The 23,975-nt window shown below is 37.0% G+C and carries 22 protein-coding genes and 1 tRNA gene; 12 read left to right on the top strand and 11 right to left on the bottom strand.

Annotated elements, in window-relative coordinates; genetic code table 11:
* Positions 1 to 62: 62 nt before the first annotated feature.
* Positions 63 to 911, bottom strand: coding sequence for a MurR/RpiR family transcriptional regulator (locus B7C41_RS03620; protein ID WP_085297422.1), 849 nt, complete (start codon positions 909 to 911; stop codon positions 63 to 65).
* Between the two features lie 338 nt (positions 912 to 1,249).
* Between B7C41_RS03620 and zwf the strand changes: the two genes are divergently transcribed.
* The 5 genes from zwf to B7C41_RS03595 are packed head-to-tail and all read left to right on the top strand — an operon-like array spanning position 1,250 to position 6,902.
* The gene (gene zwf / locus B7C41_RS03615) at positions 1,250 to 2,719 is read left to right on the top strand and encodes a glucose-6-phosphate dehydrogenase (RefSeq protein ID WP_085297421.1); all 1,470 of its coding nucleotides are present in this window, start codon (positions 1,250 to 1,252) and stop codon (positions 2,717 to 2,719) included.
* Positions 2,719 to 3,408 (top strand): 6-phosphogluconolactonase, encoded by a 690-nt coding sequence (gene pgl / locus B7C41_RS03610; RefSeq protein ID WP_085297420.1) that lies wholly within the window; start codon positions 2,719 to 2,721, stop codon positions 3,406 to 3,408. The genes zwf and pgl overlap by 1 nt, the downstream gene beginning before the upstream one ends.
* A 3-nt stretch (positions 3,409 to 3,411) precedes the next feature.
* Positions 3,412 to 5,256, top strand: coding sequence for a phosphogluconate dehydratase (gene edd, locus B7C41_RS03605; RefSeq protein WP_085297699.1), 1,845 nt, complete (start codon positions 3,412 to 3,414; stop codon positions 5,254 to 5,256).
* A 2-nt stretch (positions 5,257 to 5,258) separates the two neighbouring features.
* On the top strand, positions 5,259 to 6,236 hold the full coding sequence (locus B7C41_RS03600; RefSeq protein ID WP_085297419.1) for a glucokinase: 978 nt from the start codon (positions 5,259 to 5,261) through the stop codon (positions 6,234 to 6,236).
* Positions 6,237 to 6,254: 18 nt separating this feature from the next.
* Complete coding sequence (locus tag B7C41_RS03595; RefSeq protein WP_085297418.1) at positions 6,255 to 6,902, top strand: bifunctional 4-hydroxy-2-oxoglutarate aldolase/2-dehydro-3-deoxy-phosphogluconate aldolase; 648 nt, start codon at positions 6,255 to 6,257, stop codon at positions 6,900 to 6,902.
* A 103-nt stretch (positions 6,903 to 7,005) separates the two neighbouring features.
* Here B7C41_RS03595 and B7C41_RS20495 read toward each other — a convergent pair whose 3' ends face one another.
* Together B7C41_RS20495 and gap are read right to left on the bottom strand one after the other, a co-directional pair.
* Positions 7,006 to 7,134 (bottom strand): hypothetical protein, encoded by a 129-nt coding sequence (locus B7C41_RS20495; protein WP_268875392.1) that lies wholly within the window; start codon positions 7,132 to 7,134, stop codon positions 7,006 to 7,008.
* A gap of 171 nt (positions 7,135 to 7,305) precedes the next feature.
* The gene (gap, locus tag B7C41_RS03590) at positions 7,306 to 8,304 is read right to left on the bottom strand and encodes a type I glyceraldehyde-3-phosphate dehydrogenase (RefSeq protein ID WP_085297417.1); all 999 of its coding nucleotides are present in this window, start codon (positions 8,302 to 8,304) and stop codon (positions 7,306 to 7,308) included.
* Between the two features lie 244 nt (positions 8,305 to 8,548).
* On the opposite strand from gap, the gene gndA reads away from it, so the two are divergent.
* Positions 8,549 to 10,078, top strand: coding sequence for an NADP-dependent phosphogluconate dehydrogenase (gndA, locus tag B7C41_RS03585; protein WP_085297416.1), 1,530 nt, complete (start codon positions 8,549 to 8,551; stop codon positions 10,076 to 10,078).
* 77 nt (positions 10,079 to 10,155) lie between these two features.
* Here gndA and B7C41_RS03580 read toward each other — a convergent pair whose 3' ends face one another.
* A complete protein-coding gene (locus tag B7C41_RS03580; RefSeq protein WP_085297415.1) occupies positions 10,156 to 10,959 on the bottom strand; it encodes a DUF2989 domain-containing protein in 804 nt (267 codons plus the stop codon).
* A gap of 153 nt (positions 10,960 to 11,112) precedes the next feature.
* Between B7C41_RS03580 and B7C41_RS03575 the strand changes: the two genes are divergently transcribed.
* Positions 11,113 to 12,561, top strand: a complete 1,449-nt coding sequence (locus B7C41_RS03575) for a glyceraldehyde-3-phosphate dehydrogenase (RefSeq protein WP_085297414.1) — start codon at positions 11,113 to 11,115, stop codon at positions 12,559 to 12,561.
* 139 nt (positions 12,562 to 12,700) lie between these two features.
* Here B7C41_RS03575 and B7C41_RS03570 read toward each other — a convergent pair whose 3' ends face one another.
* From B7C41_RS03570 to B7C41_RS03545, 6 genes are all read right to left on the bottom strand, one after another.
* The gene (locus tag B7C41_RS03570; RefSeq protein WP_143764274.1) at positions 12,701 to 13,033 is read right to left on the bottom strand and encodes a TusE/DsrC/DsvC family sulfur relay protein; all 333 of its coding nucleotides are present in this window, start codon (positions 13,031 to 13,033) and stop codon (positions 12,701 to 12,703) included.
* A complete protein-coding gene (tusB, locus tag B7C41_RS03565; RefSeq protein ID WP_085297412.1) occupies positions 13,030 to 13,326 on the bottom strand; it encodes a sulfurtransferase complex subunit TusB in 297 nt (98 codons plus the stop codon). The genes B7C41_RS03570 and tusB overlap by 4 nt, the downstream gene beginning before the upstream one ends.
* 7 nt (positions 13,327 to 13,333) lie before the next feature.
* Entirely contained in the window at positions 13,334 to 13,723 is a 390-nt protein-coding gene (gene tusC, locus B7C41_RS03560) for a sulfurtransferase complex subunit TusC (protein WP_085297411.1), read from the bottom strand.
* On the bottom strand, positions 13,723 to 14,100 hold the full coding sequence (gene tusD / locus B7C41_RS03555; RefSeq protein ID WP_085297410.1) for a sulfurtransferase complex subunit TusD: 378 nt from the start codon (positions 14,098 to 14,100) through the stop codon (positions 13,723 to 13,725). Before tusD ends, tusC begins: the two co-directional genes overlap by 1 nt.
* A 135-nt stretch (positions 14,101 to 14,235) precedes the next feature.
* Positions 14,236 to 14,901 (bottom strand): Bax inhibitor-1/YccA family protein, encoded by a 666-nt coding sequence (locus tag B7C41_RS03550; RefSeq protein ID WP_085297409.1) that lies wholly within the window; start codon positions 14,899 to 14,901, stop codon positions 14,236 to 14,238.
* Between the two features lie 174 nt (positions 14,902 to 15,075).
* On the bottom strand, positions 15,076 to 15,672 hold the full coding sequence (locus tag B7C41_RS03545) for a DNA-3-methyladenine glycosylase I (protein WP_085297408.1): 597 nt from the start codon (positions 15,670 to 15,672) through the stop codon (positions 15,076 to 15,078).
* A gap of 162 nt (positions 15,673 to 15,834) precedes the next feature.
* Here B7C41_RS03545 and B7C41_RS03540 point away from each other — a divergent pair.
* Positions 15,835 to 15,925: transfer RNA gene (locus B7C41_RS03540), tRNA-Ser, on the top strand.
* Between the two features lie 383 nt (positions 15,926 to 16,308).
* On the opposite strand, the gene B7C41_RS03535 is transcribed toward B7C41_RS03540, so the two are convergent.
* Positions 16,309 to 16,491, bottom strand: coding sequence for a hypothetical protein (locus B7C41_RS03535; protein ID WP_085297407.1), 183 nt, complete (start codon positions 16,489 to 16,491; stop codon positions 16,309 to 16,311).
* Positions 16,492 to 16,942: 451 nt separating this feature from the next.
* Here B7C41_RS03535 and B7C41_RS03530 point away from each other — a divergent pair, with 451 nt between their 5' ends.
* The 4 genes from B7C41_RS03530 to B7C41_RS03515 all read left to right on the top strand — a co-directional run bounded on the left by B7C41_RS03530 (position 16,943) and on the right by B7C41_RS03515 (position 23,894).
* Entirely contained in the window at positions 16,943 to 18,826 is a 1,884-nt protein-coding gene (locus B7C41_RS03530) for a class I SAM-dependent methyltransferase (protein WP_085297406.1), read from the top strand.
* 375 nt (positions 18,827 to 19,201) lie between these two features.
* A complete protein-coding gene (locus tag B7C41_RS03525; protein WP_143764273.1) occupies positions 19,202 to 20,554 on the top strand; it encodes a hypothetical protein in 1,353 nt (450 codons plus the stop codon).
* 312 nt (positions 20,555 to 20,866) lie between these two features.
* The gene (locus B7C41_RS03520) at positions 20,867 to 23,014 is read left to right on the top strand and encodes an NACHT domain-containing protein (protein ID WP_085297404.1); all 2,148 of its coding nucleotides are present in this window, start codon (positions 20,867 to 20,869) and stop codon (positions 23,012 to 23,014) included.
* 1 nt (position 23,015) lies between these two features.
* Positions 23,016 to 23,894 (top strand): RelA/SpoT domain-containing protein, encoded by an 879-nt coding sequence (locus B7C41_RS03515; RefSeq protein WP_085297403.1) that lies wholly within the window; start codon positions 23,016 to 23,018, stop codon positions 23,892 to 23,894.
* Positions 23,895 to 23,975: the final 81 nt, after the last annotated feature.

Here is a 23,975-nt window from a genome sequence, read left to right as displayed (position 1 = left end):
TTCTATTTATTACTAATGTTATGTGTCTATTTAACTATCGTCACTTTGAACAATGTCAGCATTTATTCTTTTCTTTCAAAGCGTGAACTGCGCAGGCTATCTTTTACTTTTTTCAAGTTATCTCTAAATTTAGTGCCTCGACGTAATGTAAACCCTGTAGCCAAACAATCAATTAATGTGAGTTGTGCAATACGTGACGCCATTGGCATATATAAATCAGTATCTTCAGCGACTTCAACAGAAAGTACGATATTACATTCTTTCGCTAACGGTGTGCCTGCCGTAGTAATACCAATAACGGTGGCATCGTTTTCACGGGCTAAACTGGCAACATCAACTAAAGACTTCGTTCTCCCTGTATGTGAGATAACCACAACAACATCACCTTGTCGGCTATTTATAGCACTCATACGTTGCATTAATATGTCATCGAAATAAACGACAGGAACATTAAAACGGAAAAACTTGTTTTGTGCATCGTGAGCAACAACAGCAGAAGCTCCTAAACCAAAGAAAGAAATTTTATTGGCTTGTGTTAATAAGTCGACTGAACGATTAATTGTAGAAGTATCTAAACTTTTACGGGCAAGCTCTAAGTTAGCCATGGTTGATTCAAAGATTTTTGCTGTATATTCTTCAGCCGAATCATTTTCATCAACATGACGATTAACATAAGGTGTACCATTAGCTAAACTTTGTGCAAGATGCAATTTAAAGTCAGGGTAACCCTTAGTATCAAGACGTCGACAAAAGCGGTTTACCGTAGGCTCACTGATATTAGCTTGTTTAGCTAATGCAGCAATGCTAGCGTGAATCACGGTTCCAGGTGACGATAATATAACTTCAGCCACCTTACGTTCAGATTTGCTGAAAGTATCTAATTCGTTGGTGATCTTTTCTAATATATTCATTACGTTTAAGCCCTAGTACATTGCTTAGTTGATACTTATTGGTATCAAATTAAAGAATGCTGTAATTTATTTTCTGTAAAAATACAGTAAATATGAAAATTTATTTCATATTTTACGTTAATATAAATCAAAAGCGTTAGATTTTGCAAACCTTTAATATTTTTTTGCCATAAAGTTGCCTTCTAGCTCCTGTTATTAATTAAATCACATTAAATGTAGTAATATTACAAAAAGTACTTTACTGATGCTGCTATAGCAGATAAATTAGCCTTAAATGTAGTTTAGTTACACTGAAACTAATTTAAAAATAAGTTAAAAAATAATTGAGTAGATAAGATATGAATAACATCGATTGCCCAGCTGCTAGTGAAATCGTTATTTTTGGTGCCCTCGGGGATTTATCACGCCGTAAACTTTTGCCGTCTTTATATCAGCTAGAATTAGCTGGTTTATTAACGGATGATACTCGTATTGTGGGTGTCGCACGAAATGACATAACACTTGAGCAATTCGCACAACAGATAAATGACGGTTTAAATGAGTTTATTCCTGAAACGTTAGATACAGACGCTGTGACTAAGTTTTTAGCGCGACTAGTTTATCAACAACTCGACTTTAAAAATATTACCGCTTATAGCGAACTAGCAACAACATTAGCATCTGAAAAAACGCCTCGTGTTTATTACTTTTCGACTCCTCCAGCTATATATGGCGATATCAGTGAAGGCTTAAAATCGGCCAAACTCATAAGAGATAATGATCGCGTTGTCATGGAAAAGCCAATTGGACACTGTCTAGAATCATCAAAAGTGATTAATGACCAAGTTTCTCAATACTTTAACGAAAATCAAATCTATCGTATTGACCATTATTTGGGAAAAGAAACAGTTCTTAATCTATTAGTGCTACGTTTTGCTAACTCATTATTTACCAATAATTGGGACCGAAACAGTATTGATCATGTACAAATTACTGTTGCAGAAAGCGTTGGTATTGAAGGTCGTTGGGGCTTTTATGATGAAGCCGGACAAATGCGCGATATGGTGCAAAACCATTTACTGCAAATTCTTTCGTTGTTAGCTATGGAGCCACCAGCTGATTTAAGTGCTGATAGTGTGCGTGATGAAAAATTAAAAGTCATCAAGGCATTAAAGCCTATTACGCGCCAAAATGTTAAAGAAAAAACGGTTCGCGGACAGTATGCTGACGGTTACCTTAACGGCTTAGCCGTGCCGGGTTATTCAAATGAAGAAGGTGCTAATGCTAATAGCGGTACTGAAACTTTTGTCGCAATAAAAGCTGAAATTGATAACTGGCGTTGGGCAGGGGTACCATTTTATTTGCGTACCGGTAAACGTATGCCGAAAAAACACAGTGAAATAGTGGTGCATTTTAAGCAACAGCCACATAACATTTTTAGTGAAAGTTATGCCGACTTACCATCAAATAAATTAACTATTCGACTACAGCCCGATGAAGGCGTTGAATTGGAGATGATGAATAAAATACCTGGTATTGCTTCACAAATGCAAATTCATGAAAACAAGTTAGATTTAAGTTTTTCAAAAGCTTATGACAATCAGCGGGTCGTTGATGCCTATGAGCGCCTATTACTTGAAGTGATTAATGGTAATCAATCATTATTTGTTCGTCGTGATGAAGTTGAAGCCGCATGGCAGTGGGCTGATGGCATTATTGCAGCATGGCAATCAACCAATGAAGCACCTAAACCTTATGCGGCAGGATCATGGGGACCAGTTTCTTCTATCTCTTTAATCGCCCGCGATGATCGACAGTGGGTAGAATAATGTATCAAATTAATGAATTCGAACAACGCCAATTACTAGATGAAGCATTGGCTGACAAAGTTGCTGATATTTTGGCTAGTGCGGTTAAGCAAAACGGTAAAGCCAGCATTGCAGTATCAGGTGGTTCAACGCCTAAGGGTTTCTTTAATGCTTTATCAAAAAAAATATTGCCATGGCAGTCAATCACAATAACTCTTGCTGATGAACGTTGGGTTGATATCGACTCTGCTGATAGTAACACCAAACTAGTGCATGAAAACTTGCTACAAAATGAGGCGATGAAAGCAAAATTCTTTCATTTAAAGCAAGGCGCAGAATTAACTACGGAAACCCTAGTTGATTTAAATATGGCTGCTAAGCAGCTATTGCCATTAGATGTGCTTATTTTGGGCATGGGTGAAGATGGCCATACTGCTTCTTTATTCCCATGCAGTGACGAGATAGATAGCTGTTTGTCACTTGATAGCCCTGCGTTATTAAAGGTAGTGCCAAAAACAGCACCGCATCAACGTATAACCTTTAGCTTTGCAGCATTAGCACAAAGTGAGCATACGATTTTACATATCAGTGGTAGTAATAAAAAGCAGGTAATAGCAAGAGCCATCGACGGGCAAACTGTTAAAGAAATGCCTATTCGCGCTTTTTTACACGCCGCAGATGTTAATACACAAATTTATTGGGCCGAGTAAATGATGAAAAAAGAAATATTACAGATCACTCAGCGGATCATTGAGAGAAGTAAAAATACACGTAAAGCTTATTTGGAAAAAATTTCGGCAGCGAAATCAACTACAGTACATCGTGCAAGTTTATCCTGTGGTAACTTAGCACATGGCTTCGCGGCCTGTGGTAAAGATGATAAAGCAACCTTACGTGGCGTAAATCATTCTGATGTTGCAATTATTTCTGCATACAACGATATGCTTTCAGCGCATCAACCGTACCAAACATACCCAGATATTATTAAAGCGGCTGTTAGAGACACTGGCGGTGTTGCCCAATTTGCCGGCGGTGTACCAGCCATGTGCGATGGCGTGACACAAGGTCAGCCAGGTATGGATTTGAGCTTAATGAGCCGTGATGTTATTGCGATGTCGAGCGCTGTTGCGTTATCGCATAACATGTTTGATGGTGCGTTAATGTTAGGGATTTGCGATAAAATCGTCCCAGGTTTGATGATTGCCAGCATGACCTTTGGCCATTTGCCAACGGTTTTCGTTCCTGCAGGCCCAATGCCGTCAGGTATTCCGAATAAAGAAAAAGCGCGTGTACGTCAGCAATTTGCTAAAGGTGAAATTGGTGAAGATGAGTTATTAGAAGCCGAATCTGCTTCATATCACAGTGCGGGTACTTGTACTTTCTTCGGCACTGCTAACTCAAACCAATTAGTAGTTGAAGTGATGGGGCTACATTTACCTGGCGCTTCATTTGTCGCACCTAACACTCAATTACGTGAAGAACTCACCAAAGCCGCTGCTCGCCAAGTCACACGCTTAACTTTGCAATCAGGAAATTATACCCCTGTGGGTAAAATGATTGATGAACGTTCTATCGTTAATGCGATTGTTGCATTGCTAGCGACAGGTGGGTCAACAAATTTGACTATGCACATTATCGCCTTTGCTAAAGCGGCCGGTATTATTGTTAATTTCCAAGACTTTAATGATCTATCTGACGCGGTACCATTATTAACGCGTATTTACCCCAATGGTCATGCTGATATCAACCACTTCCAAGAAGCCGGTGGTATGGCACTATTATTTAAAGAGCTCATTGATGCGGGTCTAGTACACGAAGACGTTGATACGATTTGTGGTCGCGGCCTAGCACGTTATACACAAAAGCCTGTACTTGAAAACGGTGAGCTGAAATGGGTTGATGGCGCAACAGTCTCTGGTGATGATGAAGTGATCACGACGGTTGATAAGCCATTTAAAACGGATGGTGGTTTAAAGGTGTTAAAAGGCAATTTAGGGACCTCAGTGCTAAAAACGTCGTCTTTGCGTGAAGGAAGTTTTGTTATCAAAGCTCCTGCAGTCGTCTTTGAAGATCAGCATGAACTAGAAGAAGCGTTTAAAGCGGGTGAGTTAGAGAAAGACTTTATCGCCGTTGTGCGCTTTCAAGGGCCCAAAGCTCGTGGTATGCCAGAACTACATAAATTAACGCCACCATTAGGCGTGTTGCAAGATAAAGGTTTTAAAGTTGCCTTAGTGACTGACGGTAGAATGTCTGGTGCATCCGGTAAAGTACCTGCTGCCATTCACTTATGTCCTGAAGCATTAGATGGTGGTTTGATCGCTAAAATAAAAACAGGTGACATGATGTTACTTGATGGTGAAAGTGGCGAGCTAACATTATTAGTTGAAGATAATGAATTAACCCAGCGCATCAATGCCAAGTTTCAGGTAAACGGTCATCATCAAGGCATGGGGCGTGAGTTATTTGGCTTTATGAGACGTAACCTTAGCTCTGCAGAAACAGGCGCTTGTTCATTATTTGATGATAGCATTGAGAGCACAATCGTAGGTGAGGTTTAGCCATGGTAAATAGTGCAGTGAATATTATTGCTGACATCGGTGGCACCAATATGCGTGTTGCACAAACCAATGAGCAAGACGCTATCTTTAATGTGGAGATATACGCTTGTGCAGATTATGTCGGTTTGGCAGAAGTCCTATCGGACTTTATAACTCGTCATCAGCTGCAGGGTAAGCAAATAAGTGCTTGTTTAGCAATTGCATGTCCGGTTGATAAAGACTTAATTGCTATGACTAATTTACCCTGGCAATTCTCTCAGCAAAAATTAAAAGTGCAATTGCGATTGCATGAACTTGTTTTGATTAATGATTTTACTGCTATTGCCCATGCTATTCCGCAACTCGACAATAGCCAGAAAATTCAAGTAGGCACCGGCCATGTTATTGCCGACAAACCTATTTCAATTTGCGGTCCGGGTACAGGGTTAGGTGTGGCTAATTTAGTCGCATTAAACCATGGTTGGTTAAGTTTAAGTGGTGAAGGTGGTCATGTTGATTTTGCTCCAATTGATCAACAAGAAATTAAAATATTAAATTTTTTGCTCACTAAATATAACCATGTTTCTTATGAGCAACTGTTATCAGGTCTAGGCTTAGAACAAATTTATCAAGCACTTAGCTTTATTCAAAATGGCGTAGCCTCAGAGTTAACTGCCAAAGAAATTACGACGAAAGGTTTAGCCAAAACTTGTGAGTTATGTGCTGAAACCATTGCACAATTCTGCCGTGTATTAGGTAGTTTTGCCGGTAATTTAGCTTTAACGCTTGGCAGCTATGGCGGAGTGTATATCGCAGGTGGCATTGTCCCGCGCTTTATTGAATATTTCGAAAGTAGTGATTTTAGAGCAAGGTTTGAGGCTAAAGGGCGTATGTCAGGTTTTAATCAGCCGATAGCTACTTTTGTTGTTACCGAAGAACAGCCAGGTTTAATGGGCGCTGCTGCGTATCTTAAACAATTAAATACAGTTGAAAAACACTAAAGAGTATTAAGAGGGAATATGACGTTATCAAATAATTGGCAAGTACAGCCAAGCGACCTTTTTGCCATGGGTCCAATTGTACCTGTGTTGGTGATTAAAGATGTTAAAGATGCATTACCGATCGCAGAAGCTCTATTAGCGGCAGATATTAAAGTACTGGAAGTGACTTTACGAACACCAGCAGCACTAGATGTTATTAGTACGATTGCAAAACACTTACCAGAAGCGGTAGTGGGCGCAGGTACAGTGACAAATCGCGAATTATTGCAACGTTCAGCCGATGCAGGTGCTAAATTTGCTATTAGCCCAGGTTTAACGAAAGACTTATTACAAGCGGGTAAAGAGGGCAATACTGCTCTGATCCCTGGTATTTCATCTATTTCAGAATTGATGGATGGTATAGATTTCGGCTATGATCACTTGAAGTTTTTCCCTGCTGAAGCATCGGGAGGCGTAAAGGCTATACAGTCTATCAGTGGGCCGTTTCCGGACATTAAGTTTTGTCCAACTGGCGGTATCAACCTAAATAATGTACGTGATTATCTGGCATTGCCTAATGTTGCATGTTGTGGTGGCTCATGGCTTGTATCGGATGAAATTGTTCAAAATGGCAACTGGCAAGAAGTGACTCGCTTAGCTAAGCAAGTGCTAAACCACGTAAAATAACTGTAATGGTGTGATTGTCTAGTTTAATTACATGGCAATTTATGACATATATTTAATAAAAATCAGGCTTTTGACTGATTTTTTTATGCCTAAAATTTAATAATTACATAGCTAGTGGACCTAATGTGGTGATTTTTATAAGGCGAGCGTGTAATTCAACCTTTAATTTTTGTTGCTTTCTTTCATTAAAGTATGGAAAACGACCAACTCGGCGGTTGTTTCGTAATTTCAATGATGAAAGTCCCTAATATATTCGTTTAAAAGCTAAACACTTGCTAGCACACATATAAACATGAAGTTTACTTGGACGCAGAAATAAAGAAATAGACATAAAAAAGCCAGAAATTAATCTGGCTTATGCTAAGTGCTGCTTTAACTGTTAGTACTTAACTTCGTAAAGTGCCTACTGTGCGGTAACGTAACTTGCTAAATCTAATATCTTGTTAGAGTAACCAATTTCATTATCGTACCATGACACAACTTTAACGAAAGTATCTGTAAGGGCAATACCTGCTGTTGCATCAAACACGGATGTGCAACGCTCACCAACAAAGTCGTTAGATACGACGGCATCTTCTGTATAGCCAAGAATACCCTTTAACTCATTGCCTGATGCGGCTTTCATTGCAGCACAAATTTCATCATAGCTAGCGGGTTTTTCTAGGTTAACCGTTAAATCGACTACAGAAACATTTGGTGTTGGTACACGAAATGCCATACCGGTTAATTTACCGTTTAGTGCCGGGATAACTTTACCTACCGCTTTAGCTGCACCTGTTGACGATGGGATAATATTTTGTCCTGCACCACGACCACCGCGCCAGTCTTTAGCGGACGGACTATCGACAGTTTTTTGTGTTGCTGTAGTTGCATGTACAGTGGTCATCAAACCATCTTGAATACCCCAATTATCATTTAACACTTTTGCAATAGGTGCTAAACAGTTGGTTGTACAAGATGCATTGGAAACAATGTCCTGCCCTGCATATTCAGTGTGATTCACACCCATTACAAACATTGGTGTATCATCTTTAGATGGCGCTGAAAGTACAACCTTCTTGGCACCAGCAGTGATGTGTTTACGAGCTGATTCATCTGTTAAGAATAAGCCTGTTGATTCCACAACAACATCAACCTCTGCTTCGTTCCATTTTAAATTTAGCGGGTCACGCTCAGCGCTAACTCGTACATTTTTTCCGTTAACAACCAAGTGACCATCAACAACGTCAACAGTGCCATTAAAACGGCCATGAGTAGAGTCATATTTAAGCATATAAGCAATATAATCAACGTCTATAAGATCATTAATTGCTACAACTTCAACATCATCTCTGGCAAATGCTTCTCTAAATACGAATCGGCCGATACGACCAAAACCGTTAATTCCAACTCTAATTGTCATAATCAAACCTCAAATATAATTATGTAGTAAAATTACATCATTTTTAGTAAATTACAAGTAATAAATCCACGGAATAGAATAAATGTTGATTTAAGACTTGTTTTATTACGTATTGTTACTAAAATACCGGCTATTAAGCCAGACAACAAAAAATGTTGGTATACTCGGCACTTTAAATACGCATTTATTCACCTTAGTCAAGTTGGATCATCTGCACTTTACCTTTATATAATGTGGACTTTTTATGACACAGCACAACAACTTATGTGATATTGGCTTTATCGGTTTAGGCGTCATGGGTAAAAATCTCGTACTTAACCTTGCTGATAATGGTTTTAGTATTGCCGCTTTTGATCTTGATATTGCCAAAGTAGAAGATGCTATCGCGCAAGACAAAACAGAAAGTGGTTCATCAACAGCGCGAGTTATTGGCTGCTCTTCTTATACCGAGCTATTATCGTGTTTAAAACCACCGCATTTAATTGTTTTATCTGTTCCTGCCGGTGCTCCTGTTGATCAAGTCTGTGAAAACCTGATAGGCGCTGGTATTCAACCTGACGACATAGTTATTGATACAGGTAATAGCTTATGGGTTGATACCGTTGCACGTGAGAAAAAGTATAAAAACAATTTTATTCTTTTCTCTTCAGCGGTATCTGGTGGTGAAGTGGGTGCGCGTTTTGGTCCAGCGCTTATGCCAAGTGGCTCACCATATGCGTGGACAAGAATTAAACCTATTTGGCAAGCGATTGCCGCAAAGGTTGATGCTGAGACGGGCAAGCCTATTGAGCGTACCAAACCTGGCGATGTGGTTACTGAAGGCGAGCCATGTGCAGCTTATATTGGTCCTGCTGGTGCGGGTCATTATGTAAAAATGGTACATAACGGTATTGAATATGCAGATATGCAAATTATTTGTGAAGCTTATCAAATGTTACGCGATGGTTTAGGGCTAGACAGTTCAGCAATAGCCGATATATTTGAGAAGTGGAATAATGGCCCATTAGATAGCTATTTAATGGAAATATCTGTTGAGGTATTACGCCATAAAGTTGGAGATGACAATACACCACTGGTTGATTTAATTTTAGATAAAGCAGGGCAAAAGGGGACAGGGTTATGGACTGCCATGAGCAGTTTAGAGCTAGGCACACCAGCGCCCACTATTGCACAAGCAGTTTATGCGCGCTCTATCTCGTCATTTAAAGACTTACGTGTGCACGCCTCATCGGTATTGTCTGGCCCTGAAGCACAAAGCTTTTCTGAACAAGAAAAAACAGATTTTACTGACCAGCTGCAAGATGCTATTTACTGTGCAAAAATTTGTGCCTATGCACAAGGTTTTCAATTAATGAAATTAGCGGAAAAAGAGCATAACTGGCAATTAGACTTTGCTAGTATTGCTAAAATTTGGCGGGCAGGTTGCATTATTCGCGCAGTGTTTTTACAGTCAATCACCCAAGCGTTTGAGCGTAATCCCGAACTTGATAATTTATTGCTTGATGATTTTTTCGCTGAACAGTTATGTAAGCACCAATTAAACTGGCGCAAGGCAGTTTCAAACTCTGCTTTAATGGGTATTCCAACGGGCGCTATATCTTCAGCGCTATCCTACTACGACTCGATGCGCTGCGCGGTATTACCGGCAAACTTATTGCAAGGCCAGCGAGACTTCTTTGGTGCACATACTTTTGAACGGGTTGATAAACCTGTTGGTAAGAAGTTTCATGTTAATTGGTCAAGCAATAAACGTGATCTGAATGAAATTGGCTAGAGAGTTAATGTAGCTAGAAAATTAAATATTAAAAAGGCAGCTAAGGCTGCCTTTTTAATATTTACCAACAATAAAGCTTAAGTATGAGGTGAGACAAATGTCCCTGTGCTAATTTTATTGAGAGTGGCATCAGCTACTTTATTAAGTAAGTCCCCATTTAAGCCATAACCTTCAATATAATTTTTTAATGTTTTATCACTAATTTCAGTGTCTTCTGGCGCATATGTGTGCAATATTTTCGACCAAACATAGGCTTGTTTATATTCTTTTCTGTCAGCAAATATACTGGCGATTGACTTAAATATTTCCGTATCTAACTTAGCTTCATTGGGATAAAGCTCTAATGCATGATAAAGCAATTTTAATGTTTTAGTTGGGTCACGTTTAGCATAATAGCTAGCCAAATTAACTTGTCGGTTTGGTCGTTCTAATAGCTCACTACCTTCTAGGGCTACAAATTTATCAAGTGAGGCCTCGTTTAAATAACGTGACCAATGATAATAAAGTAAATCTGGGTGTTCAGAATCACGTGTGGCAAGTGATATAGCTTTGATTTGATCACGAGCTTTAAAAACATTATTAGTTCGAATCGTTTTTTTTATTTTAAGTTTGATATGCTCAATCATTGAAGCGTGATGCATACATTTCTCATAACCTTCATAAGCAATAAGTTGTTGGTATTTATTACCGTCACTGGCTTCAAGTTTGTGATCTAAGTTAGCAAAACCAACAACAGTACGTTCTCGTTTACACCAAGTGTCTTCTTGAAATTCTTTACATATTTCGGGGTGTTGTTGACATAGCTCAGCAAAATTAGGTCCGTTATCGCAAGCCATTAAAGTGAAAAAAGGTAAAAAAGTCGCTAATTTATAAAAATTCATCTTATTCTCTATATATCCCTGAAAAATTTTTGTAACTGGTGGCGAAATAATTCATGTTAGATTACAATATGCGCCGCATTTAGTTATTAGTACTTATATTCTTTATAATATAATAACCCATCGTTCAATTGACTGAAATAAAAGGTTTACGCAATGACTTCTCATCTTGAGGAACAATATCAATCTAGCTGGCAAGAACGTCAAACATTCGCTGAAAACATGCAGCCGATCATCGGACAACTATTTAGAAATAACGGTATCGAAATTTCTATTTATGGTCGCCCGCTAGTAAATGCTTCTGCTATTGACATAATTAAAGCACATAAATCTGTAGCTTTACATGAAGAAAATAAATTACGTTTGCGTGAGAGCTTTCCATTCGTTAAAGCATTAGCAAATATGTCATTAGCTCCTGCGCGTATTGATGTAGGTAAACTGGCTCATCGTTACTTATATCAAGGTGAAGCAAACGGTGTTTCAATTGAACAATTCTTAGAAAAAGAATTAGCGACAATTTCAAAAAATGATGATGCTATCGAATCTAAAGATGTTGTACTTTATGGTTTTGGTCGTATTGGTCGTTTATTAGCGCGTTTACTTATTGAACGTGCTGGTCCAAGCTCAACATTAAATTTACGTGCAATTGTTGTGCGCCCAGGTAAAGAAGGTGACTTAGCAAAACGTGCTAGCTTACTTCGTCGTGACTCGGTTCACGGTGCATTCAACGGTAGCATTACTATCGATGAAGAGAACAATGTAATAAAAGCTAATGGTGCTTTCATTCAAGTTATCTATGCAAAATCACCTGCTGATATTGATTACACGTCATATGGCATTAATGACGCATTAGTAGTTGATAATACAGGTATCTGGAGTGATGAAGATGGTTTAGGCCAACATTTACAATCTAAAGGTGTTGCTAAAGTATTGCTTACGGCACCTGCGAAGGGCGACATTAAAAATATCGTTTATGGCGTGAATGAAGATATGATTCTAGCTGATGATAAAATTGTATCAGCAGCAAGTTGTACAACTAACGCAATTACACCTGTACTTAAAGCATTGAATGATGAATTTGGTATTCGTAACGGTCACGTGGAAACAGTTCACTCTTATACCAATGACCAAAACTTAATTGATAACTATCATCCTTCGCCACGTCGTGGTCGTAGTGCGCCATTAAATATGGTTATTAGTACGACTGGTGCAGCAAAAGCAGTAGCAAAAGCGTTACCAGAATTGAAAGGTTTGTTAACAGGTAATGCGATTCGTGTTCCGACACCAAACGTTTCAATGGCTATCATGAACTTGAATTTGAAAAAAGAGACTGATAAAGAAGCGTTGAACGATTACTTACGTAACATCTCTTTACACTCTAAGTTACAAAACCAAGTTGATTACACAGCATCTACTGAAATTGTATCTACTGATTTAGTTGGTTCACGTTACGCTGGTGTTGTTGATTCACAAGCAACGATTGTTGATGGTGATCGTGCTGTACTATACGTATGGTATGACAACGAGTTTGGTTATAGCTGTCAAGTGGTACGTGTAATGCTAGAAATGGCAGGTATTCAAGTACCAACATTGCCATTAAAATAATTCAGCTTTTGTAAGTACTGAATTTTTAAAAGCGCTTATCTTTTAGATTAGCGCTTTTTTTGTGCCTGTTTTTATAAAGTAATAATATTTAGTCAGTATTAGATATGGGTAGCCTTGTACGAAAAGGCCCAAGCATAAATTAAATACATCGTGCTGGTTTAGGCAAACCCGCATACTTTGTTGCTTGTTTAGCTGGGCCCTCTTTAAAAAGTCGATACAAATAGCGACTGCTGGCTTTTTCTTCACCAAATTCCGCTTTCATGGCTTTCGTTAACGCACGAATAGCAGGTGACGTGTTGTAAGTGAGGTAAAATTCTCTAACAAAGCGAATTACTTCCCAATGGGCTTCACTAAGTTCTATTTCATCTGTTTGTGCCAATAACACGGCAACATCTTCATTCCACAAGGTGAAATCAAGTAAGTAGCCCTGTTTGTCGGTGGCTAACGTTTCATTGTTATAGTTAATTGTCATGACCAAGTAATCGAATTGTCGTGGCTAAAAAGTAGTTCAAGCACGTCATCTAAGGTACTTGAAACAAAGGAAGTGTTACTTGTTTTTTGTGCTCGGGCGCTGGCATGTAGGCTAATAAAATATACCTTTAACGCGGGTTGTTTTACTAACGCAGCAAGTAACAAGGGGTGATTTAAATTATAACAGCCATCATCCATTAGCAAAATGCTGTCTTGTGGTAAATTCATGCTTAAGCATTGCATTAATGCGCTGCTACTAAAGCCTGAGTTTCTAATAATATGTAACATTGCCATAGTAAAACTAAAACCTATATATCACGTTGTGTTGGTGTAAACGCTGGCTAAACGCTTCGTTTGCTAATACTTGAACATTATCAATATGAAAATTCGCCATTAAATTACGCTCCGTTAACGACTGTTGGCAAACATATATATTTTCAATGTCATAAAACTCAAGGGCAGAGAATGTTTTTAAATAGTCTTTAATCTCGATTGCCGAGGCATTTTGCTCCCCGATCACCTGAAATACCCCATCACCGATAAAAAACAGCGAGGTTGCTTGTTCATAAGAGCCAAATATTAATGCCGCGTCTAAGGCTTCTTTACCATCAGCGCTGGAAAAGGGGGCTTGAGTATTGACTATCGCGATAGTTTTATCGGTTTGTTTTTCTTCATAGATTGCTGCTGACATTATAATTGCACCACACGTTCTGCCTTGCTAGTTAATTCAACTAGCTCGCCTAATCCTGAAACGATAAAAGCTTTGTCGATATTTGAGTTTTCGTTGTTACTAAGCTCATCAGTTAAACCACGCTTTTCTGCTGCGCTAACACATAAATGTAGGGGCACATGGTATTCGTTACTAAGCTGTTGCCAGTGTTGCAATGCTTGGTATTCGTCATTGGGGATTGATAAATGCTTGGCGGCATTTAACACACCGTCTTGATAAAAGAACACACCAACAATAGCGACGTCTTTATCAATAGCACGTTTAACTAAGTTAATTGCAGTGGTTGTTAAATTGCTGTTTGGCGGGGTGGTTACCACTAAAGCCAAAGTGTTTTGCATAGTCTGCCTTGCGTCACGCTACATCAGTTAAATTTAGGTAATAAAAAAGCCTCAATATTGAGGCTTTATATTTTATACGTAAAGTATAAACAATTACTAATCACATTACGTGATTTTTAACTGTTAAGAGCAAAATTAGTCATCGCCGCCTAAAACGCCTAAAAGGCTTAATAAGTGTACGAAGATATTATAAATATTCAAGTATAGAGAAACAGTTGCACGAATGTAGTTTGTTTCACCACCGTGAATAATACGGCTTGTATCAAATAGAATCAAACCAGACATGATCATAATAATTGCAGCACTAATCGCTAATGAAAGTGCCGGGATTTGGAAGAAGATGTTCGCAACCATGGCAATAAGTGCAACGATTAAACCTACCATTAAAAAGCCGCCCATAAATGAGAAGTCTTTTTTGCTCGTTAATGCGTAACCAGAAAGTGCAAAGAAAATTAATGCTGTGCCGCCTAATGCTTGCATGATTAATGACGGACCGCCAGGCATTGCCGCATAGTGGTTAAGCATTGGACCTAAAGAGGCACCCATTAAACCAGTGAAAGCAAAAATCCAAAAAATACCACTCGCTTTATCGGCATTTTTATTTACAACAAATAATAAACCGAAAGAAACTAAGGTCATTACTAAGGCAGCCATATGAGACAAGCCCATCGCCATAGAAACACCAGCAGTTACGGCACTAAACGCCAAAGTCATTGAAAGTAACATATAGGTGTTTTTCAATACCTTGTTAATCTCAATCGCTGAACTTCTACTAGCATTTAAACTAATATTTGATTGCATAAAATTTCCTCTAAGTATGCTAATTATATTTTTTAGATGTGGGCAAATGTTAAAAGTTCAAGGTTAAATTAAACATTAAACACTTGTTTACCACTTATTAGTGATAATTAATCATAAACCACAATGACATATTATGGCACGCTATTTTTTTAATTACTATCACAAAGGCTACATTTAACCTTGTTGAAATTCATCAATAATTTGTGAGCGTTTGTAACAGTCATGACTGTGATCATTAATCATTCCACAAGCCTGCATGTGTGCATAACAAATAGTAGAGCCGACAAACTTAAAGCCGCGCTTTTTTAAATCTTTACTCCACGCATCAGATTCTTTCGAGGTGGCGGGGTAGTCTTCAAGCGTTGTCCAATTGTTTACAATCGTTTTATGATTAACGAAACCCCACATGTAATTACTAAAACTACCGAATTCCTTTTGAATGCTGATAAATAGCTTTGCATTATTAATAGCGGCGTTAATTTTACCTCTGTGGCGAATAATACCAACATCAAGTAGTAGCTCTTCTACTTTTTCTTCTGTAAACAGTGCCACCTTTTCAACATCAAAATTTTCAAAAGCAGCTCGGTAACCATCACGACGCTTTAAAATGGTATACCAACTTAAACCTGCTTGTGCAGATTCAAGTGTTAAATATTCAAATAGTTTCTGATCATCAAAAACAGGCACACCCCATTCATCATCATGATAAGCAACATAATCTGGTTTTGTGATATCTAACCAAGGACAACGACAAATTTCTTTTTCACTCACAAACATTCCTTAAACACAGAAAACAACCATATTTGTTTAAATAAATGACAAATTGTTGTTTTTTTTAGCAAACAAACTTTTTTATAGAATAAATGCTTTACAAGAGAAGATCGAGCCTTTAATATCCGCCTCGTTCTCAAGCAGCAATGCCTTAGAACTTCAGGTGAGATGGCTGAGTGGTCGAAAGCACCGGTCTTGAAAACCGGCAAGGGTTTGTAGCCCTTCTAGAGTTCAAATCTCTATCTCACCGCCACATTAAGAAAAGCCCGTTAATTCGAAAGAATTAACGGGCTTTTTGCTTTCTAAGAATTGAAAATGTTCAGGGGGAGGTGTTGCAGCGCAGTACCTTGTTGTAGAGTTCAAATCTCTGTCTCCAGGCGTTTATCACATCCTTGTGAAAACCACATGACTTCATCCCTGACGTTAACCGGCACATAAAAAAACCGCTAATCGAAAGGTTAGCGTTTTTTTTGCTTTCTAGCGTTTAAATATTAAAACAGTTTTATTTGCACAATGTTTTTTTGTTTGTTACCAAATTCCGTGATCAACCCTAACAATAATCCATCTCTTACATGCTTTAAATATGAAGAAATTAAGGTGAGTATCCACGTTAACCCCATTGTTTAATTAAATAGCTTAGAATTTTCGCTCTTCTCCATCTTCAAGTTTAGGGATGAAAAGTGCTAAAACGATAACGGCTGAGATAACGCCACCGGCTATATAACCGAAGCGCTCTAGGCTAACGCCTTCAATGCCATATGCATGATAGAACAGAAATGCTGCCAAGCAAGCTACCACGATGGCTATAAATATTTTCATAATGTATCCTTAAGTTTTACTGCTATTTACCGCCACATACTACTAAATTTAGGCTTATTAGCCACCTTTGTTTTCATGAACGAAAGAGCTGATATTAAATTTGAAAGAAATAGAATTTATTGAAGTAATCGCCAATTTATCAGGTCACCCACAATAATCTGTTAACTATGTACTGCTCCATTTATTTTAATACCATGCTCAGGAGGTAAGGTGAGTGTCCACGTTAAATTTCAAGACAAGCCAATCTCTATAAATATGTTGTTTTATTTTCTAAATCTAATCTAGAGGATGATAAAGTATATAATGTGTTTAATAAGACGTTACTTATCAATTGATTTTTATAGGTTTATTCAATAGAACAATCGTACAATTCATTGACAAAAAACAATAATCATTAGATTATATTGTGGCAAAATGCAGTGTACAAATATTTAAGCGAAGGAATACGCAATTGTCACCAAACTTCTATAATGTAAATGCCACAGAATTAGCACAGCAATACCTTTCAAAATCATTTGATGAAGTACACCAAAGCTGGTCTCAATTCCTTCCCTCTATTATAGAAAATCCCAATGCTCGCATTCTTGATTTAGGTGCGGGCTCTGGCAGAGATGCTAAATACCTTGCAGAATTAGCCGCTAAAACTCATAACACAAAAAACAATATTCAAGTTTTTGCTGCCGAGCCAGCAAAAGAGCTATCTACCCTTGGGAAAAGTACTACCCAATTCTTAAAGGTAAAATGGCTAGAAGACTCACTACCGGCATTACATAACATTACTAAACAAGAAGTCAGTTTTGATTTAATATTACTTAGTGCCGTTTGGATGCATATACCATCAAGTGATCGCGCACGTTCAATTCGTAAACTTGCCAATATTCTCAAGCCTGGCGGTAAATTAGTTGTTTCTCTACGCCACGGACAAACTAATGAAGAATGTAAGCAACGTAAAATGCATGCTGTTTGTGCTGATGAATTAAAGCAGTTAGCAACCGATGTTGGCTTATTTACTAAGCTAGAAACACTAAAAGAAGAAGATAAGCTCGGAAGAAATCACGTTTCTTGGCAAACTGTAGTATTGCAGATGCCTGATGATGGCTCTGGTGCTTTTCCATTTATTCGCCACGTAGCAATTAATGATGGTAAGTCGGCAACACATAAACTTGCTTTGTTAAGAGTTCTGCTCCGTATTGCGGATGGCCACCCTGGTGCTGTATTACGACGAGAGTCTTCACCATTAGGCGACCGGGTTATTTTACCTGTAGGATTAGTTGCGCTTTATTGGTGTCATCAATATAAAGATTTAATTGATAAACATAATATATTTCAGAGACCGGGTAATGATCCAAACATGGGATTCATGAAACCTAATGGCTGGCATAAGTTAACACATCGTACAGCGTCAGATTATCGCATTGGTAATTTATTTGTTGGCGATGATGCAGTATCACTACATAAAACAATTTCGGCAGCTGTAAGTAATATTAAAAGCATGCCTTGTCGCTTCATAACATTAGCTAATAGCGATGCAACGGTATTTGAAGTTGCTAGTAAGACAGTTAAAGCTAAAGACAGTATTTTTCTTGATTTGCAAACACTCGAACAATGGGGTGAATTTTCACTGCCAGAATCAACATGGCTGGCTTTTAATCGCTACGCTTGTTGGATAGAGCCTGTACTCGTTAGTGAATGGGTAAAAACAATGGCGAATTATACTGGTAATAGCCAATATAAATCCCCTGAAAATCAATATCACTTACATCAAGCATTAAATTGGGAAGAGCCTAAACGTACAACAACCGAAGTTCGTAACCGCTTTGAGCAACTTAAAAAGCAACAGTCTAACAGTGAACTAATGCAATGTGTATGGTCGGCAAAATCATTAAAGCAGAATTACGATATAGATCACAGCATGCCTTTTGCTCGTTGGCCTAATAATGATCTTTGGAATTTACTGCCGACAGACTGCAAAATTAACAATCAGAAAAGCGATAGATTACCGACTGAGCATAAGCTGATTGAATCGAAGGCACGCATTCAACATTGGTGGCAAGAGGCTTGGTTGAATGACTCAACGGCAACGAACAAACAAAGTAGAACCCCAAAATCTAAAAAATTAGAAATAAACGAGCAGCCAATGAGCTACAGAATAAGTACACAATATTTTGTTACTCCAACAGATAGTAATCAATCGCAATATAAACGCTTTTTCGCAGAAGCGAATATTGCTTTGCCGGGGTTAAATTCAGCTAATGAATCAATTGATGATTTGTTTGAAGCTTTGGTGATGCAGCGAGGAAGATTAAAAGAAATGCAGCAGTTGAGAGAATGGTGAATAAAGCATTAATAGGGTTTAGCATGACACCCACTGTAAATGGTTCAAAAATTGAAAAATCTATCAAGTGTTAATACATGTCATGCCGTGACATGTATTTTTCTTATCAACTATGCGATATTCATTTTTAGTTTGAATGAATGTTAAATAACGACAAGAGTAGAGCAAATGAAAATTTATAAAATAGACGTCTTTAATTAACTATGGATTTCTTCATTTATCTTAATACGATGCTCAGGAATTAAGGTGAGTGTCTACGTTAAATTTTTTATTACTCGTTACTTTTAAGAAAAGTAACTCTATACGCATGATAAGGAACATCGTTTAGTGAAAAGGGTTATTTATATTTTTTGGATGTTAACTTTAGTTAGCATCATGATTTTTTCTGTTTTTATTTTAACGGCTGATCGGGCCTATGTTGATAAATATGTTACGGCTAAGCGCAAGAGTACCGCGCCTTTGTACTTAAAAGTAAATTCAACAGACCCAGCAACGCACCAACTTAAAAATGGAGAAAATGTCAAGTATCAGTATTTAAGTACTTCAGGTAATTGGATGTATGTGAAGTTTAAAGAAAAAATATTAACGACCAAAACAACTGGCGTGTACCCAAGCTATTTTCATTATAAATCTTACATTATTGCGAGTGGTAAGCTCTATTTAGCCTTACTCACTTGCTTCATTTTATTTGTAATAACGTCTTTTAAATTTAGTATTAGAAAAAAGGTCTTTTTAAGAGTAAAGCGACGGTTAGACGATACGCTATCAGAAGTTAAACAGGCCAAACAACAACTACACAACCATAAACAACGATTAAATCAAAGTACCGATAACCTTCTTCATGCTAAGTCTAGCAATAGGGCATTAGTAGATGAAAAGTCACAACTTAGTAATGACAATAAACGGATACAAAAAGCATTCAATACAGTGAACGATAGCTTAAAAATAGCGGCAGCTAAAAATAAGAAGCTGATCAGCATAAATGGTCAACTTAGTGAAGAAATTGGCATTGCTAAGCAACAATTGATTGAAGCTAAAATGGTTAAACAGCAACTTATTAATAAGCTTAAAAATGAATTAGATGAATTTTATAAAAAAGAAAGTGCTATAAAATATGAACCCACTTTACATGAAATGAAAGCATCAGAAAAACGTTTAATCAGCCAATTAGATAAACAAGTTGCTGAGGGTAAAATCTTTGGTGTTGATTTTAAACATAAGCATTATGAAAGCATATTAAAAGGGCGCCAGTTTGAGATATACATCGCGACATGGCTGACAAAAGAATTGGGCTTCGAAATTGAAGAGTGGACACCTGATAAGGGGGTTGATCAAGATATTACAGTTAAACAAAACTTAAACCCAGATTTGATTGTTTCCAATCATAGCGGTGATATGTTTGCCATTGAATGTAAATATCGAGGAAAATTTAGCGTTATCGAAGACGTTAGTGAGTCTGTTCGTTGGAGCTATATGTATCAGGGGTGTCGTTACAGAGACTTTCAAAAAGAAAAAAATCATCCTGTTTATGTCGCGTTAGGTGTTGCTGGTCCAGCAGATAAGCCAGATATGGTCGCTATGATGCCAATAAAGCCTCTGATTTCTAATTCTAGCGGAACTATTTTCCCCGGTGAAACTAAAAAGCAATTTGTTATTACTAAACAAAAAATAAAAGCGCTTGATGAAATGAAATCTACACTGTTTTCTCAATGTGAGCCCGTATTGTAATCATTAAATAAGATCCAGAATACGTGTCATGCCGTGACATGTTTTTTTCTTATCAACTATGCGATATTCATTTTTAGTTTGAATAAATGTTAAATAACGATAAGAATACGGTAAATGAAAGTTTATAAAATAGACGTTTATAGTTAAGTGTGAATTTCTCCATTTATCTTAATACGATGCTCAGGAATTAAGGTGAGTGTCCACGTTAAATTGTTGTAAAATGATTAAAAGAGACTTGTCTTTGTTATTTTCTGAGCCTTTAATCCACAGCCTCTTACCTAAAAAGTAGCTTACGCTACATGGAAAATTAATATGTCATTGGAATCGTCACAAATCATCGAAAAATACAGGAAATATGGGTTTGAATACAAAAAGAATTATTCAAATAACTCTTACCTCACTTTTACTTTCAAATCAGGTTTTTTTCATAATGCTGAGGTTGTTCAGTTAGGGAATGATCCAGATGATAAGCAGGCTATAAATAAAAAAATTGACAGCTTAATGGATTTAGGGGTTTCTGTTAAAACTAAAACTTATCAATCTTTTGAGGAAATTGAAAAAAGTTTATTCGAAGGATTTTTTGATGTATCTAGTTGGAAGGAAAGAATTCAAGGCGAATATGACGAATACGTCAGTGGTATTTTAAAGTCACTACCTGAAGGTGATAATGAATATAGTTATATTAACGCACCTTATGATACTCATAGCAGTCCTATTAAATGTGATGGAGATATAATCTCTGACATATTAACTAACGTTGGAAATGATGGTGCCCAATTAATTCTTGTTGAAGCTCCTGCAGGGTTTGGTAAAACATGTACTTCTTATGAATTGATTAAAACTTTAATTAACAAAGACGGATATCCAATACCCTTTTTCACTGAATTCTCTAGGGATCGTCAGGCTAAAATTTTTAGCCATGTTTTTATACGTGAAGTTGATCGTGCTTTTAATCAAGTAAAGTCTCATGTGGTGGAATATGAATTAAAAAATGGTCGAGTGATAATGGTGCTTGATGGCTTTGATGAGCTTTTAAGCGATACAGCAACAAAAGATGATATAGATAATTATGAAAATGCTGAACCGATGCTTGAGACTATTAGTGATTTGCTCAGCGGTAATGCGAAAATAATTATCACTTCTAGACGTTCTGCAATGTTCGATGGTGCTGTTTTCAATGAATGGGTGGAGAAATATGAGGATAAGTTTAAATTCAGAAGGTTTCGTTTAAATTCTCCTCGTATAGAAGATTGGTTAAGCTTTTCTCGTCGTGAACAGCTAATCAACTGTGGTATTAAAATCGAGAAACTTTCAAATCCAGTATTATTAGCCTATTTGAGATCTTTAACTGATGATAGTTTCTCTAATCTTTGTAAAACACCTAATTTAATAGTCGAACATTACTTTTCGGCAATGCTTGAGCGCGAGCAGAATAGGCAAGATTTATTGATGCCTCCTGAAAAGCAATCATTGTTGTTAACTAAGCTTGCTAGTGATATGTGTTCTAAAGATTACACATCTGATCAAAAAGAAAAAGTTGTTGATTTCTTTAAAAGTGAATGTGGCTTATTACTTGAAGATACTAGGAAGTTATATTCAGCTAAAAATCGTCCAACCATAGATTCATTAGCAAACACTCTTGCTACACATGCTTTTTTTGATAGAAGTAATCAAGGGGATGGACGGATTGAATTTATCAATGAGTTCGTGTTCGGAAATTATATCGCTCAGGATATTTTAACATCTACTAGCGAATGGATAGCTAGTGACGAAAGGTTTGTAGAGCCCGCAATGTCTTCATTTGAGCCTAGAACAAAAGAAAATAGGTTCGCTTTATGGAATAAACTAAAACCTATGAGTGAATTTTTATCAGAATCTGACCGTTTTAAATATGAAATAAAAATGCTTGCAGGGGTGACGAGTAATAAGTTTAGCGATACATCTATAAATTCTATCGATATCAACAATATTGATTTCTTCGATACTGTCTGCGTGAACAACATTTCTTTTAGTAATTGTAGTTTTTCAAATGTTACTTTTTATGTAGATAATATTAAGAATATTACTTTAATAAGCTGTAAATTTTATGATTGTGTTGTGGTTGGTGAATTTAAAAATAGTGATTTATTTATTTTTCTTAACTGCGTGGACAATAATGGCTTTATCCATGAAATTGAAAACCAAAGTGTTGATGATTCTGATGATGGCATAAACCCATTGGCGAAGTGTATATTTGAAAAGTTCTGGAATGTGGGATCAAACAGTTTTGATCGGTTACATATACCGTTATCTAGTATTTATAAGTCGTTACAAGCACAAGGCTATAATAAGAGAGAAATAACAAAAGAGATAAAAATATTAAAAAAAGTCAATTACTTAGCTAATGCTTCTGACGGTGGGTACATTGCAATAGATAAATCAAGATTAACTGACATCAAAGTTCTTTTAGGGAGAGTTTAGTATGAAATATAGTCCTGAAACTTTTGCTAAAAAAATAGAGAACGATATTAAAAATGCATTAGATCAAATGGGTATAATGTTTAGGATTTTTTCACGCGTTAAAGATAGCAACTCATTAGATAAGAAAATAAAGTCTGATCCAAAATACGGGACTACATGTAAAATTCAAGATTTGATAGGTGTTAGGATAGTTTTATATTTTGCTGATGATGTTAAGGTTGTCCATGATGTTATTTCAAAATGTTATTCTGAAAGAAAAAAAGATGCCAGTATTGATGATTTAAATCCTGAAACATTTAAACCTGTTAGGTATAACTTAGTATATGATATTCCGAAGAGTCAAAATATTACATTAAAGTCAGGCGTGCTTGATTTTGTTGATCTGACTTTTGAATTGCAAATACGTACTGTTTTATCTGAAGGTTGGCATGAAGTCGAGCATGATTTTAGATATAAATATCAAGATGATTGGAATGACTACCCTGACGAATCTAGAAAATTAAATGGTGTTTATGCATCGTTAGAAACTAATGAGTGGACAATGGTTCAAATCTTTGAAGGGATTTCATACGGTCATTATAAGAGCCAACAATGGGAGCCGATGTTACGACAAAAGTTAAGAGTAAGAATGCCCAACGTAGCGTTAAAAGGTGAGTTTGTTAAGCTGTTTAATTGTGATAATGAATTAGCTAAAAGTTTTTTCAGGCTTGACCGTGCAGCTTTAATCTCGGAATTACATAGGCAGAATTTTGGTTATCCGTTGCGTATAAATAATATAATAATGTTTGCCAATATTGTATTTATTAGAAATGAGGCCATTTTGGATGTTACTCCAGAGGAGTTTATTGAAGAGTATGAACCCTATGTAGCGGTAAAATAGTCGAAAATTAGCAGCGTAGAAGTTATTCTGCCACCATAATGTATTTTGGCTAGACACTCACTTATAATTTTATTTTGCATC

It is taken from the genome of Cognaticolwellia mytili (assembly GCF_002104475.1).
Taxonomy (GTDB): domain Bacteria; phylum Pseudomonadota; class Gammaproteobacteria; order Enterobacterales; family Alteromonadaceae; genus Cognaticolwellia; species Cognaticolwellia mytili.
Note: the sequence above shows the minus strand (reverse complement) of the source record. Positions and strands in the feature narration are given on the sequence as shown.

Bases quoted from the DNA above. Each gene is read 5' to 3' on its own strand.
- B7C41_RS03620 (WP_085297422.1), bottom strand. From the start codon at position 911: ATGAATATATTAGAAAAGATCACCAACGAATTAGATACTTTCAGCAAA.
- zwf (WP_085297421.1), top strand. From the start codon at position 1,250: ATGAATAACATCGATTGCCCAGCTGCTAGTGAAATCGTTATTTTTGGT.
- pgl (WP_085297420.1), top strand. From the start codon at position 2,719: ATGTATCAAATTAATGAATTCGAACAACGCCAATTACTAGATGAAGCA.
- edd (WP_085297699.1), top strand. From the start codon at position 3,412: ATGAAAAAAGAAATATTACAGATCACTCAGCGGATCATTGAGAGAAGT.
- B7C41_RS03600 (WP_085297419.1), top strand. From the start codon at position 5,259: ATGGTAAATAGTGCAGTGAATATTATTGCTGACATCGGTGGCACCAAT.
- B7C41_RS03595 (WP_085297418.1), top strand. From the start codon at position 6,255: ATGACGTTATCAAATAATTGGCAAGTACAGCCAAGCGACCTTTTTGCC.
- gap (WP_085297417.1), bottom strand. From the start codon at position 8,304: ATGACAATTAGAGTTGGAATTAACGGTTTTGGTCGTATCGGCCGATTC.
- gndA (WP_085297416.1), top strand. From the start codon at position 8,549: ATGACACAGCACAACAACTTATGTGATATTGGCTTTATCGGTTTAGGC.
- B7C41_RS03580 (WP_085297415.1), bottom strand. From the start codon at position 10,959: ATGAATTTTTATAAATTAGCGACTTTTTTACCTTTTTTCACTTTAATG.
- B7C41_RS03575 (WP_085297414.1), top strand. From the start codon at position 11,113: ATGACTTCTCATCTTGAGGAACAATATCAATCTAGCTGGCAAGAACGT.
- B7C41_RS03570 (WP_143764274.1), bottom strand. From the start codon at position 13,033: ATGACAATTAACTATAACAATGAAACGTTAGCCACCGACAAACAGGGC.
- tusB (WP_085297412.1), bottom strand. From the start codon at position 13,326: ATGGCAATGTTACATATTATTAGAAACTCAGGCTTTAGTAGCAGCGCA.
- tusC (WP_085297411.1), bottom strand. From the start codon at position 13,723: ATGTCAGCAGCAATCTATGAAGAAAAACAAACCGATAAAACTATCGCG.
- tusD (WP_085297410.1), bottom strand. From the start codon at position 14,100: ATGCAAAACACTTTGGCTTTAGTGGTAACCACCCCGCCAAACAGCAAT.
- B7C41_RS03550 (WP_085297409.1), bottom strand. From the start codon at position 14,901: ATGCAATCAAATATTAGTTTAAATGCTAGTAGAAGTTCAGCGATTGAG.
- B7C41_RS03535 (WP_085297407.1), bottom strand. From the start codon at position 16,491: ATGAAAATATTTATAGCCATCGTGGTAGCTTGCTTGGCAGCATTTCTG.
- B7C41_RS03525 (WP_143764273.1), top strand. From the start codon at position 19,202: ATGATTTTTTCTGTTTTTATTTTAACGGCTGATCGGGCCTATGTTGAT.
- B7C41_RS03520 (WP_085297404.1), top strand. From the start codon at position 20,867: ATGTCATTGGAATCGTCACAAATCATCGAAAAATACAGGAAATATGGG.
- B7C41_RS03515 (WP_085297403.1), top strand. From the start codon at position 23,016: ATGAAATATAGTCCTGAAACTTTTGCTAAAAAAATAGAGAACGATATT.